Source organism: Janibacter terrae NBRC 107853 (assembly GCF_001591405.1).
GTDB classification, from domain to species: domain Bacteria; phylum Actinomycetota; class Actinomycetes; order Actinomycetales; family Dermatophilaceae; genus Janibacter; species Janibacter terrae.
In genome coordinates this window covers 59448-72887 of sequence record NZ_BCUV01000004.1, presented here as the reverse complement: position 1 = coordinate 72887, position 13440 = coordinate 59448, and the positions used below count along the sequence as shown (strand labels likewise).

The following is a 13440-nucleotide window of genomic DNA, read 5'->3' as shown; positions in this document are numbered from 1 at the left end:
GCCCCGTCGGGTCAGGACTTGTCCATGCCGGCGACGACGGCGTCGGCGACCTCGCGCATGCCGAGGCGGCGGTCCATCGCCGTCTTCTGGATCCACCGGAAGGCCTCGGCCTCGGTGATCTTCAGCTTCTTCATCAGCACGCCCTTGGCCTTCTCGACCGACTTGCGCGTCTCGAGGCGCTCGCCGAGGTCGGCGACCTCGGACTCGAGGGCCTTCAGCTCGGACCAGCGGGAGGTCGCGACCTCGATCGCGGGGGTGACGTCCGAGACCGTGAAGGGCTTGACGATGTAGGCCATGACTCCGGCGTCGCGGGCCCGCTCGACGAGCTCCTTCTGCGAAAAGGCGGTGAGCATGATGACCGGGCAGATCCGCCGCTCCCCGATGGTCTCGGCGGCGGTGAGGCCGTCCATCACGGGCATCTTGACGTCCATGATGATCAGGTCCGGCTGCAGGGACTCGGCGAGCTCGACGGCCTCCTGGCCGTTGCTGGCCTGACCGACCACCTCGTAGCCGGCGTCGGTGAGCATCTCCGCGAGGTCGAGTCGGATGAGCGCCTCGTCCTCCGCGAGCAGCACCCGCTGGCCCTGCTGTCCGTCGGTGTCCGCCATGTCCATCCTTCGTGATCGATCGGTCGTGTCTGGTGCCGAGGGCGGGACTTGAACCCGCACGCCCTTGCGGGCAGAGCATTTTGAGTGCTCCGTGTCTGCCATTCCACCACCCCGGCCGGAGTGCGCGGCAAGCATACCGAGCGCTCGGGGGTGTCGCGTCAGCCCATCCCGCCGGGCAGTGCGCCCTTCGTCGTCTCGGCGTCGTCGCGGTAGGCGGCCGCCGTCTTGTTGCGGGCGTCGCCGATGCGGTGCACCCGCAGCGCGTTGGTGGAGCCGGGGACGCCGGGCGGGGACCCAGCGACGATGACCACGTGGTCGCCCTCCTGGCACCAGCCGAGGTCGAGCAGCTGCTCGTCGACCATGAGGGCGTACTGGTCGGTGTGCGTCACCGGCGGCGTGAGGAAGGTCTGCATCCCCCACACGAGCGAGAGCTGCGAGCGGGTGTCCTGCACGGGTGAGAAGGCGAGCATCGGCAGGCCCGAGCGGACCTGGGCGAGGCGACGGGCCGAGCCACCGAGCTGGGTGAAGGCGATGAGGTACTTCACCCCCAGGGCCTCGCCGACCTCGGCGGCCGCGGCCGTGACGACACCCCCCTGGCTCGTCGGCGGGGCCATGAGGTCGCGCATCCGGCTCAGCCCCTCCTCCTCGGTCGTCTCGATGATCTTGGACATCGTCTTGACGACCTCGATGGGGAACTTGCCCACCGCGGTCTCGCCGGAGAGCATCAGCGCGTCGGCACCGTCGAGCACCGCGTTGGCGGCGTCCGAGGCCTCCGCCCGGGTGGGGCGCGAGTTCTCGATCATCGACTCGAGCACCTGGGTCGCGACGATGACCGGCTTGGCCTTCTGCCGGCACAGCTCCACCGCACGCTTCTGCACGATCGGGACCTGCTCCAGGGGCAGCTCGACGCCGAGGTCGCCGCGCGCGACCATGATGCCGTCGAAGGCGTCGATGATCTCCTCGAGCGCGTCGACCGCCTGCGGCTTCTCGATCTTGGCGATCACGGGCAGTCGCTCGCCGACCTCGTCCATGATCTCGTGCACCCGGTTGATGTCGTCGGCGGAGCGCACGAAGCTCAGCGCGATGTAGTCGGCCCGCAGCCCGAGCGCCCACCGCAGGTCCTGCTCGTCCTTGTCCGACAGCGCCGGGGCGCTCACCGCGGCGCCCGGCAGGTTGATGCCCTTGTTGTCCGACAGCGGGCCACCGTAGACGACGACGCAGTGCACGTCGGTCTCGTCGACGTCGTGGACGGCCAGGGTGATCTTGCCGTCGTCGACGAGGATCGTGTCCCCCGCGCCCACGTCCCCGGCCAGGCCGGGGTAGGTCGTCCCGACGACCCTGTGGTCGCCCGGTACGTCACGGGTGGTGATCGTGAAGTGGTCGCCGGCCGCCAGGTGGATCGGTCCGTCGGCGAAGCGGCCGGTGCGGATCTTCGGCCCCTGCAGGTCGACGAGGACGCCGACGGCGTGGCCGGTCGCGTCGCTCGCGTCGCGGACGCTGCGGTAGTTGGCCTCGTGCACCGCGTACTCGCCGTGGGAGAGGTTGAGCCGGGCGACGTCCATGCCGGCGGTGACGAGCTCACGGATGCGTTCGGGGCTGGAGGTCGACGGGCCGAGGGTGGAGACGATCTTCGCGCGACGCATGTCTCCACCCTATGCCGACGACGAAGGGGGTGTGACCACCGTCGCGGTCACACCCCCTTCGCCCTCGGCCGGGGCTCAGACGACGACCGGACGGTCCGTCGGGTCGACCGGGCGCGGCAGCTGCGACTCGCCCATGAGGTAGCGGTCGACCCCGTGGGCCGCGGCGCGGCCCTCGGCGATCGCCCACACGATGAGCGACTGGCCACGCCCGGCGTCACCGGCGACGAAGACGCCCGGGACAGCGGTCTGGTAGTCCTTGCCGCGCACGATGTTCGACCGCTCGTCGGTCTCGAGGCCGAGCTGGGCGACGACGCCGTCCGGCTCCGGACCGAGGAAGCCCATGGCGAGCAGGACGAGCTGGGCCGGCAGCACCCGCTCGGTGCCCTCGACCGGCTCGAAGCCCTGGTCGCCGCGGCGGACCTCGGTGAGGCGCAGGCCGGAGACCCGGCCCTCGTCGTCACCGATGATCTCGGTCGTCGACACCGCGTAGACGCGGTCACCGCCCTCCTCGTGCGCGGAGGCGACGCGGAAGAGCATCGGGTAGGTCGGCCAGGGCTGGTCCTGCGGTCGGTCCTCGCCCGGCCGGGGCATGATCTCGAGGCTCGTGACGGACCTGGCGCCCTGGCGGATGGACGTGCCGAGGCAGTCGGCCCCGGTGTCACCGCCACCGATGATGATGACGTCCTTGCCCTCGGCGCTCACCTGGTCCTCGACCTCCTCGCCGAGCGCGACGCGGTTGGCCGGCGGCAGGAAGTCCATGGCCTGCACGACGCCCTCGAGCTCGCGGCCCGGGACGGGCAGGTCGCGCGGCACGGTGGCCCCGACGGCGAGCACGACCGCGTCGTAGCGGTCCCGCAGCTGCTGCCCGGTGATCTCGGTGCCGATGTCGACGCCGGAGCGGAAGCGGGTGCCCTCGGACCTCATCTGCTGGAGGCGCCGGTCGAGGATGCGCTTTTCCATCTTGAACTCCGGGATGCCGTACCGCAGCAGGCCGCCCGGTGCGTCGGCGCGCTCGTAGACAGCGACGGTGTGGCCCGCCCGCGTCAGCTGCTGGGCGGCGGCCAGACCGGCCGGGCCGGAGCCGACGACGGCGATGGTCTTGCCGGTGAGGCGATCGGGGATCTGCGGCGGGACGTCACCGCGGCCGAAGGCCTCCTCGATCGTCGTCACCTCGATCTGCTTGATCGTCACGGCCGGCTGGTTGATGCCGAGCACGCACGCGGTCTCGCAGGGCGCCGGGCAGAGACGACCGGTGAACTCCGGGAAGTTGTTGGTCGCGTGCAGGCGTTCGATCGCATCGTGCCAGTCCCCGCGCCAGGCGAGGTCGTTCCACTCCGGGATGAGGTTGCCGAGGGGGCAGCCCGAGTGGCAGAACGGGATGCCGCAGTCCATGCACCGGCCGGCCTGGCGCTGCAGCTGTCCGGTCTGCTGCTCCTCGTAGACCTCCTTCCAGTCACGGATGCGCACGTCGACGGGGCGACGGGCGGGCAGCTCACGCTCTCGGGTGGTCAGGAATCCGTGCGGGTCAGCCACGGGAGGCCTCCATGATCCGGTCCCAGACCTCCGGGCCGTCGACGTCGAGGCCCTCGGCCTCGGCGTCGGCCCGCACATCGAGGACGCGCTGGTAGTCGCGGGGCAGGACGAGCGAGAAGCGGTCGAGACCGGCCTCGCCCTCGTCCAGCAGGCGCCGGGCCACCGCGGAGTCGGTGTGCTCGAGGTGCTGGGTCAGCAGCTCGCGCACGACCTCGCGGTCACCGGTGCGAAGGGGGGTGACGTCGACGAGCTCGCGGTTGACGAGGGACTCGTCGAGGTCGAGCACGAAGGCGTTGCCACCGGACATGCCGGCAGCGAAGTTGCGGCCCGTCGGGCCGAGGACGAGGACGGTGCCACCGGTCATGTACTCGCAGCCGTGGTCACCGACGCCCTCGACGACCGCGGTCGCGCCGGAGTTGCGGACGCAGAATCGCTCGCCGACGATCCCGCGCAGGAAGAGCTGGCCCGACGTGGCGCCGTACCCGATGACGTTGCCGGCGATGACGTTGTCCTCGGCGACGTAGCGGGCGTCCTGCGGCGGGCGCACGATGACGCGACCACCCGAGAGGCCCTTGCCGACGTAGTCGTTGGCGTCGCCGACCATGTCGAGCGTGATGCCCCGGGGCAGGAAGGCGCCCAGGCTCTGGCCGGCCGAGCCGGTGAGGGTCAGCTCGATCGTCCCCTCGGGCAGGCCCTCGGGGTGGCGCTTGGTCACCTCGTGACCGAGCATCGTGCCGACCGTGCGGTTGACGTTGCGGACGGCGAACTCGCCGGTGACCGCCTCGCCGCCCTCGAGCGCCGGGGCCGCCAGCTCGATGAGCTGGTGGTCGAGCGCGGCCTCGAGACCGTGCTCCTGGGCGCGGGAGTGCCGCACCCCGGACCCGTCGAAGGAGCTCACCCTGGCGAAGATCGGGCCGAGGTCGAGCCCGGAGGCCTTCCAGTGGTCGATCGCCTTGCGGGTGTCGAGCAGGTCGACCCGGCCGACGGCCTCGTCGAGCGTGCGGAAGCCCAGCTCGGCGAGCAGCTCGCGCACCTCCTGCGCGATGTACTCGAAGAAGGTCTCGACGAACTCGGGCTGGCCCGAGTAGCGCGAGCGCAGCTCGGGGTTCTGCGTGGCGATGCCGACCGGGCAGGTGTCGAGGTGGCAGACCCGCATGAGGATGCACCCGCTCACGACGAGCGGGGCCGTCGCGAAGCCGAACTCCTCGGCACCGAGCAGCGCGCCGATGATGACGTCGCGACCGGTCTTGATCTGCCCATCGACCTGCACGACGATGCGGTCGCGCAGTCCGTTGAGCACGAGCGTCTGCTGGGTCGCGGCGAGGCCGAGCTCCCAGGGACCACCCGCGTGCTTGAGCGAGGTGAGCGGCGAGGCGCCGGTGCCCCCGTCGTGACCGGAGATCAGGACGACGTCCGCGTGCGCCTTGCTGACGCCCGCCGCCACGGTGCCGACCCCGATCTCGCTGACCAGCTTCACGTGGACCCGCGCCTGCGGGTTCGCGTTCTTCAGGTCGTGGATCAGCTGGGCGAGGTCCTCGATCGAGTAGATGTCGTGGTGCGGAGGCGGGCTGATCAGGCCCACGCCCGGGGTCGAGTGGCGGGTGCCCGCCACCCACGGGTACACCTTGGGGCCCGGGAGCTGCCCCCCTTCGCCCGGCTTGGCGCCCTGCGCCATCTTGATCTGGATGTCGTCGCTGTTGGTCAGGTAGGCCGACGTGACGCCGAAGCGCCCCGAGGCGACCTGCTTGATCGAGCTGCGACGCTCCGGGTCCATGAGGCGGTCGAGGTCCTCGCCGCCCTCACCGGTGTTGGAGCGCGCGCCGAGACGGTTCATGGCGATCGCCAGGGTCTCGTGAGCCTCCTGGCTGATCGAGCCGTAGCTCATCGCGCCCGTGGAGAACCGCTTGACGATCTCGCTGATCGGCTCCACCTCGTCGATCGGGATGGAGGGACGCTCCTGCCCGTCGGCGAGGGCGAAGAGGCCGCGCAGCGTCATGAGGCGCTCGGACTGCTCGTCCACCCGCTGCGTGTACTGCTTGAAGATGTCGTAGCGCCGCGCCCGGGTGGAGTGCTGGAGGCGGAAGACCGTCTCGGGGTCGAAGAGGTGCGGCTCGCCCTCGCGACGCCACTTGTACTCGCCACCGACCTCGAGCTTGCGGTGCGGCGGACGCATCCCGGCGGGCGGGTAGGCCGTCGCGTGGCGCGCGGCCGTCTCCGCCGCGATGACGTCGAGGCCGACGCCCCCGAGCTGGGAGACGGTGCCGGTGAAGTACTCGTCGACGAGCTCCTGGCTCAGGCCGAGGGCCTCGAACACCTGCGCACCGCGGTAGGACGCGACCGTGGAGATGCCCATCTTGGACATCACCTTGAGCACGCCCTTGCCGAGGGCCTTGATGAGGTTGCGGACCGCGGTCGTCTCGTCGACTCCGGTGATGACCTCGCGCCGGACCATGTCCTCGACGGACTCCATGGCGAGGTAGGGGTTGACAGCGGCGGCGCCGTAGCCGATGAGCAGCGCGACGTGGTGCACCTCGCGCACGTCACCGGTCTCGACGATGAGGCCGACCTGCGTGCGGGTCTTCTCCCGGATGAGGTGGTGGTGGACCGCGGACGTGAGCAGCAGCGACGGGATCGGCGCGAGGTCACGGCCGGAGTCCCGGTCGGACAGGACGATGAAGCGGGCGCCGTCGGCGATCGCCTCGGAGACCTCGGCGCAGATGCGGGTGAGGGCGGCGCGCAGCGCCTCCTCTCCCCCGGTGACGTCGTACAGGCCGCGCACGACATAGCTCGCCTTGCCCGGCAGCTCCCGGTCGGCGTCGATGTGGACGATCTTGGCCAGCTCGTCGTTGTCGATGACCGGGAAGGGCAGGACGACCTGGCGGGCGTGGTCCGGGTCGGGGGCCAGCACATTGCCCTCGGGGCCGATCGCGGTGCCGAGCGCCGTGACGAGCTCCTCGCGGATCGCGTCGAGGGGCGGGTTGGTCACCTGCGCGAACATCTGGGTGAAGTAGTCGAAGATCAGCCGCGGCTTCTCCGACAGGACCGCCACGGGGGTGTCGGTCCCCATCGACCCGAGCGCCTCGATGGCCTTCTCAGCCATCGGGGTGAGCAGGATCTTCAGCTCCTCCTGCGTGTAGCCGAAGGTCTGCTGGCGCCGCGCGACGGAGGACGGCGTGTGCATGACGTGCTCGCGCGGGGGGAGGTCACCGAGCATGATGCGGCCCTCGTCGAGCCACTCCCCGTAGGGGTGCTCCGCCGCGAGCCGGCCCTTGATCTCCTCGTCCTCGATGATCCGGCCCTCGCCGGTGTCGACGAGGAACATCCGGCCCGGCGTGAGCCGGCCCTTCTGCACGACGTGCTCCGGCTCGAGGTCGAGGACCCCGGACTCGGAGGCCAGGACGACGAGGCCGTCGTCGGTGACCCAGTAGCGGCCCGGGCGCAGGCCGTTGCGGTCGAGGACCGCCCCGACGAGGCGGCCGTCGGTGAAGGTCACGCAGGCCGGCCCGTCCCAGGGCTCCATGAACATGGAGTGGAACTCGTAGAAGTCCTTGAGCTCCTGCGGCATCGTCGCGTGGTTCTCCCACGCCTCGGGGATCATCATCAGCACCGAGTGCGGCAGGGAGCGGCCACCGAGGTGGAGCAGCTCGAGCACCTCGTCGAAGGAGGCGGAGTCCGACGCCTCGGGCGCGCAGATCGGCATGATCCGCTGCAGGTCGCCGGGGATGATGTCGCTCGACAGCAGCGACTCGCGGGCGCGCATCCAGTTGCGGTTGCCCTTGACGGTGTTGATCTCGCCGTTGTGCGCGATGAACCGGAAGGGGTGGCTGAGCGGCCAGCTCGGGAAGGTGTTGGTCGAGAAGCGCGAGTGCACGAGCGCGAGCTCGGTCTCGAAGCGCTCGTCCGAGAGGTCCGGGTAGAAGGGCTCGAGCTGCGCGGTGGTGAGCATGCCCTTGTAGGCGATCGTGCGGGCCGACATCGACGCGAAGTACACGCCCGTCTCGCGCTCGGCGCGCTTGCGCGTCACGAAGGCCAGTCGCTCGAGCGTGAGCCCGGAGACCTCGCCGCCGGGTGCGGCGACGAAGAGCTGGTGGAAGTCGGGCATGCAGTCGCGGGCCATCTGGCCGACGATGTCGCGGCGCACCGGCACCTCGCGCCAGCCGAGGACCCGCAGACCCTCCTCGGCGACGATGGCCTCGATGCGCTGGACCATCTGGTCGCGCTCGGACGGGTCGGTCGGGACGTACGCCGCGCCGACGGCGTAGTGGCCGGCCTCCGGCAGGTCGAAGTCGACGACCTCGCGGAAGAAGCGGTCCGGGACCTGGCACAGGATGCCGGCGCCGTCACCGACGAGCGGGTCGGCGCCGGTGGCGCCGCGGTGCTCGAGGTTGGTGAGCGCCAGGAGTGCGTGGTCGACGATGTCGTGGCCGGCGTGGCCGCGCATCGTGGCGACCATGGCGACACCGCAGGCGTCCTTTTCGGCGTCCCGGCGGTAGAGGCCGGAGTCAGCCGGAAGTGCCGACCAGCGCTCATAGGGGGAGAGGGACACGTCAGTCACGTCGGTCACCGTCCTCGGGGTCTCGATTCGAAAGTACCTGCCGCGTCAGGGACAACGACAGGTACAGGGTCAGAGGGCGTGGACGGCGTCGGCCACGGCAAGACGGAGTGTAGCAGCGCCTGTCTTACCTAGTGAGAGGGCGCATCTCGGGATGTGAGATGTTCGTCTCTTTCGTCCGCGGCGCGTCGGCGCCCGCAGACGGTGTAGATGACCACACCGAGCACGAAGACGACCAGGCTCGTCCAGATGTTGACCCGCAGGCCGAGGATGGTGTTGGCGGCGTCGGTGCGCATCGTCTCGATGACGACGCGGCCGAGCGGGTAGCCGGCGACGTACAGGCCCATCACCTGGCCCGGCGCGAGCCGGCGCCGTCGGTCGAGCGCGAGGATGGCGATCGCGAGCACGAGCAGGAAGAGCGACTCGTAGAGGAAGGTCGGGTGGTACGTGCCCAGGACGACCGGGTCACCCGCGGAGTCCACGACCGCCTGCCCGGCGCCGGCATCCCAGTCGTGGATGCGTACGGCCCAGGGCAGGTCGGTCGGCTCGCCGTAGATCTCGTTGTTGAACCAGTTGCCCCAGCGCCCGATCGCCTGGGCGACGAGCACGCCGGGTGCGACGGCGTCGGCGAAGGAGAGGAAGGAGACCCCCTCCCGCCGGGTGCCGATCCATGCCCCGAGGGCGCCGAGGGCGACGGCGCCCCAGATGCCCAGGCCCCCCTGCCAGATCTTCAGCGCGTCGACGGGGCTCCCGCCCTCGCCGAAGTAGGGCTGCGGGGTGGTGATGACGTGGTAGAGCCGGCCACCGACGATGCCGAAGGGCACTGCCCACATCGCGACGTCGAGGACGAGGCCCTCCTCGCCGCCGCGATCGCGCATGCGACGGTCGCCCATCCAGATGGCCACGCCGATGCCGGCGAGGATGCACAGCGCGTACGCGTGGATCGTCAGCGGTCCGAGCGCGAGAACCCCGACGGTGGGCGAAGGGAGCGTGGCCGGGATCACCGCTGCTGCACCAGGTCCTGCGGCACCTCGCCGCTCGTGAGGACCTCGGTCAGGCGCGTGGTGTCCGCCCGGCCCGTCTGCTGGTCCATCAGGGCCCCCCAGCTGAGCTGGGTCCCGCCGACCGCGATGACCGGCGTCCCGGTGATGCCGTCCTTGACGGTCGCGTCGTCGACGCTCCTGACGTAGTCGACGTAGGTGCCCTCGTCCGTGCACTCCTGCCAGGCGTCGAGGGCGTCGCCGGAGAGACCGGCCTCCTTCGCCGCGCGGGTGTAGTCGCCCTCGGGGAATCCCTGCTGCGTCTCCGTCGCGGGCTGCAGGGCGAAGAGCGCCTCGTGGTACTCCTCCCACCTGCCCTGGTCGGCGGCGCAGACGGCGCTCGACCCGGCGACGGCCGAGGAGTCACCGCCGGTGTTGGTGTCGATGACGGTCTTGAGGTGCACGCGCAGCCTGATCCTGCCGTCCTTGGCCAGGTCGTTGATCGTGTCGCCCATCGCCTGCTCGAAGACCTGGCAGATCGGGCACCGGAAGTCCTCGTAGACGTCGACGACCGGCGCGTCGGCCGCGGGTTTCGCGTCCTTGAAGGGCTCGATCGGCTGCCCCTGCTCGACACCGACGGGCTGCTTGCTCGCCGCCGTGTCGCCGCCGCGCGTCGAGGCCCAGATGGCCCCGCCGACGACGAGTGCGATGACGAGGACGACCACCACGCCGGCGACGACGAGGACGTTGGCGCCCCCCTTCGCTCCCCTGGCGGCGGCCTGCGCCTTGGCCTTGCGGTCGGTGGTGCTCACTGCAACTCCTTCGTGGTCCCGAAGAGGACCCGGTCGAGACTCCACGTCGACGCCGGACGGACGACGAGCCACAGCCCGCACAGGGCCAGCGCGAGGTCCCGGGCGATCTCGCTGCCGTACCTGGTCTCGGAGGCGGCCACCTGGCCACCGCCGCCGAAGCAGCCGCAGTCGATGGTCAGCCCGCGGGCCCAGGCCTGCGCGATGCCGACGACGAACGCCGCCATGAGCAGGGTTCCCACGAGCGCGTTGGCGCGGGTGAGGAGGCCGATGACGAGCAGCGCGCCGACCGCGACCTCGAGCCACGGGAGGCCGTAGCCGAGGTACTTCGCGACCTCGAAGGGGAGGACGTCGTAGGCCTGCACCGCCCGGGCCGAGCCGAGCGGGTTGCCGAGCTTGAGCGCACCGGCCCACACGAGGACACCGCCCAGGGCCACGCGGGCGAGGAGGCCGACATGGTCGCGCCAGCAGGTGGTCACACCCGGCCCCGCACGCCCTCGGCGAGCTCGGTGGTGAGCGCGCGGAGCGCGGCCAGCCCCTCGTCGCGGCCGCGGTCCATGAGGGTGGCCACGAGCGCGGAGCCGACGATGACGCCGTCGGCGAAGGAGGCCACCTCGGCCGCCTGCGCACCGTTGCTCACGCCGAGCCCGACGCACAGCGGCAGGTCGGTCGCCCCGCGCAGCCGGGCGACGAGCTCGGGCGCGCTGCTGCCGACGCTGCCCCGGGTGCCTGTGACACCCATCGTCGACGCGGTGTAGACGAAGCCGCTGCTCGCGGCGGTGACGGTCGCGATCCGCTCGGGGGTGGAGCTCGGGGCGACGAGGAAGATGCGGTCGAGTCCGTGCCGCTCGCTGGCCTCGTGCCACTCCCCCGCCTCCTCGGGGATGAGGTCCGGCGTGATCATGCCGGCTCCGCCCGAGGCGGCCAGGTCCGCGGCGTAGCGGTCGACGCCCCGACGGAGCACCAGGTTCCAGTAGGACATGACGACCGGGACGGCGCCCGCCGCGCGGGCGGCGGCCGTCGCCCGGAAGACGTCGTCGACGTGGACCCCCTTCGCCAGTGCCTCGGTCGCCGCGCGCTGGATGACCGGACCGTCCATGACGGGGTCGCTGTAGGGCATGCCGACCTCGATGATGTCGGCGCCGGACTCGGCGAGCACGGTGATCGCGGCCAACGAGCCCTCGACGTCGGGGTAGCCGACCGGCAGGTACCCGATGAGGGCGGCCCGGCCCTCGGCACGGCAGCGCTCGAAGACCTCGCTCAGCGCGCTCATGCCCCGCCCTCGGACCCGTCGACGTAGCCGAAGTACTCGGCCGCCGTGTGCATGTCCTTGTCACCGCGACCGGAGAGGTTCACCAGGAGCAGGGCCTCGGGGCCGAGCTCCGTGCCGACGTCGAGCGCCGCGGCGAGGGCGTGCGCCGACTCGAGCGCCGGGATGATGCCCTCGGTGCGGGAGAGCAGCCGGAAGGCGTCCATGACCTGCTCGTCGGTGGCGTAGCGGTACTCGGCCCGCCCGCTGTCGCGCAGGTAGGAGTGCTCCGGGCCGACGCTCGGGTAGTCCAGGCCGGCGGAGATCGAGTGCGTCTCGAGGGTCTGCCCCTCGTCGTCCTGCATGAGGTAGCTCATCGCGCCATGCAGGACCCCGGGCTCCGCGGTCGCGAAGCGCGCGGCGTGCCGACCGGTCTCGACGCCCGCGCCACCGGCCTCCACGCCGATGAGGCGCACGCCCTCGTCGCCGACGAAGCGGTGGAAGATGCCCATGGCGTTGGACCCGCCGCCGACGCACGCGATGACCGCGTCGGGGAGGCGACCGGTCAGCTCGAGGACCTGGGCGCGGGCCTCCTCGCCGATGATCTTGTGGAAGTCACGGACCATCTCCGGGAAGGGGTGGGGTCCGGTGACCGTCCCGAGGACGTAGTGGGTGTGCTCGACATTGGTCACCCAGTCGCGCATCGCCTCGTTGATCGCGTCCTTGAGGGTGGCGCTGCCGTGCTCGACGGCGACGACCTCGGCCCCGAGGATCCGCATGCGGGCGACGTTGAGCGCCTGCCGCTCGGTGTCGACCTTGCCCATGTAGACCCGGCACTCCAGGCCCATGAGGGCCGCGGCGGTGGCCGTGGCGACCCCGTGCTGTCCGGCGCCCGTCTCGGCGATGACGCGGCGCTTGCCCATGCGCTTGGTGAGCAGGGCCTGGGCGAGCACGTTGTTGATCTTGTGGCTGCCGGTGTGGTTGAGGTCCTCGCGCTTGAGGATGATCCGCGCGCCGCCGGCGTGCGCCGCGAAGCGGGGCACCTCGGTGATGATGCTCGGCCGGCCGGTGTACGTGCGGTGCAGCCGGGCCAGCTCGTCGACGAACTCGGGGTCGACGAGCGCCTTCTGGCGGGCCTCGTCGAGCTCCTCGAGCGCGGGGACGAGCGCCTCGGGGACGTAGCGGCCGCCGAAGGCGCCGAAGCGCCCGGGGACGTGCACCTCGGCGGGGACGTCGGCCTGCTCGGTCTGCTGCTCGGTCTCTCGGGACTCGCTCATGCCTGCTCTCCTGCTGCGATCATCGAGCGCACCCCGGCCTCGGGGTCGCCGCCGACGACGAGGGCCTCGCCGACGAGGATGGCATCGGCACCGGCCCGCGCGAAGACCGCGGCCTCCTCGGGCCCGCGGACACCGGACTCCGCGACGCGCACGCACGACGCCGGGATGAGTGGGGCGATCCGGGCGAAGGTCTGGATGTCGACGTCGAGTGTCTTGAGGTTGCGGTTGTTGACGCCGATGACGCTCGCACCGGCGTCGACCGCGCGGGTGGCCTCGGCCTCGTCGTGGACCTCGACGAGGCAGGTCAGGCCGAGCGACCCGGCGAGGGCCATGAGGTCGGACAGCCGGCGGTCGTCGAGGGCGGCGACGATGAGCAGGACGATGTCCGCCCCGTGGGCCCGCGCCTCCCAGACCTGGTACTCGGTGACGATGAAGTCCTTGCGCAGGACCGGCACGTCGACCGCCGCGCGGACGGCCTCGAGGTCGGCGAGGCTGCCGCCGAACCGGCGCTGCTCGGTGAGCACCGAGATGGCGGTGGCTCCGCCCGCGGCGTACGCGGAGGCGAGGGCTGCCGGGTCGGGGATGTCGGAGAGCGCCCCCTTGCTCGGGCTGGAGCGCTTGACCTCTGCGATGACGGACAGGCCGGGGCGCCTCAGCAGCGCCTCGGCGTCGCGGGGCGCGGGCAGCCCGTCGCACTGGCGCCGCAGGCGCTCGAGCGGGGTCCGGGCCTCGCGCCCGGCGAGGTCCTCACGGACACCATCGATGATCTGGTCGAGGACGCTGGGCATG

The 13440-nt window shown here is 71.4% G+C and carries 10 protein-coding genes and 1 tRNA gene; all 11 read right to left on the bottom strand.

The window, feature by feature from the left end:
- Nucleotides 1-11 precede the first annotated feature (11 nt).
- A complete protein-coding gene (locus JT1_RS04405) occupies nt 12-614 on the bottom strand; it encodes an ANTAR domain-containing response regulator (protein ID WP_068323674.1) in 603 nt (200 codons plus the stop codon).
- A 24-nt stretch (nt 615-638) separates the two neighbouring features.
- Nucleotides 639-724, bottom strand: a tRNA-Leu gene (locus JT1_RS04400).
- A gap of 42 nt (nt 725-766) precedes the next feature.
- Nucleotides 767-2251: a pyruvate kinase gene (gene pyk / locus JT1_RS04395; RefSeq protein ID WP_068323671.1), complete on the bottom strand. Its 1485-nt coding sequence runs from the start codon at nt 2249-2251 to the stop codon at nt 767-769.
- A 75-nt stretch (nt 2252-2326) separates the two neighbouring features.
- Nucleotides 2327-3784: a glutamate synthase subunit beta gene (locus JT1_RS04390; protein WP_068323669.1), complete on the bottom strand. Its 1458-nt coding sequence runs from the start codon at nt 3782-3784 to the stop codon at nt 2327-2329.
- Nucleotides 3777-8348, bottom strand: a complete 4572-nt coding sequence (gene gltB / locus JT1_RS04385) for a glutamate synthase large subunit (protein ID WP_169701843.1) — start codon at nt 8346-8348, stop codon at nt 3777-3779. The genes JT1_RS04390 and gltB overlap by 8 nt, the downstream gene beginning before the upstream one ends.
- A 119-nt stretch (nt 8349-8467) precedes the next feature.
- Nucleotides 8468-9340, bottom strand: coding sequence for a prolipoprotein diacylglyceryl transferase (lgt, locus tag JT1_RS04380; RefSeq protein WP_068323667.1), 873 nt, complete (start codon nt 9338-9340; stop codon nt 8468-8470).
- The gene (locus tag JT1_RS04375; RefSeq protein WP_068323665.1) at nt 9337-10128 is read right to left on the bottom strand and encodes a DsbA family protein; all 792 of its coding nucleotides are present in this window, start codon (nt 10126-10128) and stop codon (nt 9337-9339) included. The genes lgt and JT1_RS04375 overlap by 4 nt, the downstream gene beginning before the upstream one ends.
- Complete coding sequence (locus JT1_RS04370) at nt 10125-10604, bottom strand: DoxX family protein (RefSeq protein WP_068323661.1); 480 nt, start codon at nt 10602-10604, stop codon at nt 10125-10127. The genes JT1_RS04375 and JT1_RS04370 overlap by 4 nt, the downstream gene beginning before the upstream one ends.
- Complete coding sequence (gene trpA / locus JT1_RS04365) at nt 10601-11398, bottom strand: tryptophan synthase subunit alpha (RefSeq protein WP_068323658.1); 798 nt, start codon at nt 11396-11398, stop codon at nt 10601-10603. Before trpA ends, JT1_RS04370 begins: the two co-directional genes overlap by 4 nt.
- Complete coding sequence (gene trpB / locus JT1_RS04360) at nt 11395-12651, bottom strand: tryptophan synthase subunit beta (RefSeq protein WP_245634667.1); 1257 nt, start codon at nt 12649-12651, stop codon at nt 11395-11397. The genes trpA and trpB overlap by 4 nt, the downstream gene beginning before the upstream one ends.
- On the bottom strand, nt 12648-13439 hold the full coding sequence (gene trpC / locus JT1_RS04355; RefSeq protein WP_068323917.1) for an indole-3-glycerol phosphate synthase TrpC: 792 nt from the start codon (nt 13437-13439) through the stop codon (nt 12648-12650). The genes trpB and trpC overlap by 4 nt, the downstream gene beginning before the upstream one ends.
- Nucleotide 13440 lies beyond the last annotated feature (1 nt).

Bases quoted from the DNA above. Each gene is read 5' to 3' on its own strand.
- JT1_RS04405 (WP_068323674.1), bottom strand. From the start codon at position 614: ATGGACATGGCGGACACCGACGGACAGCAGGGCCAGCGGGTGCTGCTC.
- pyk (WP_068323671.1), bottom strand. From the start codon at position 2,251: ATGCGTCGCGCGAAGATCGTCTCCACCCTCGGCCCGTCGACCTCCAGC.
- trpA (WP_068323658.1), bottom strand. From the start codon at position 11,398: ATGAGCGCGCTGAGCGAGGTCTTCGAGCGCTGCCGTGCCGAGGGCCGG.
- trpB (WP_245634667.1), bottom strand. From the start codon at position 12,651: ATGAGCGAGTCCCGAGAGACCGAGCAGCAGACCGAGCAGGCCGACGTC.
- trpC (WP_068323917.1), bottom strand. From the start codon at position 13,439: ATGCCCAGCGTCCTCGACCAGATCATCGATGGTGTCCGTGAGGACCTC.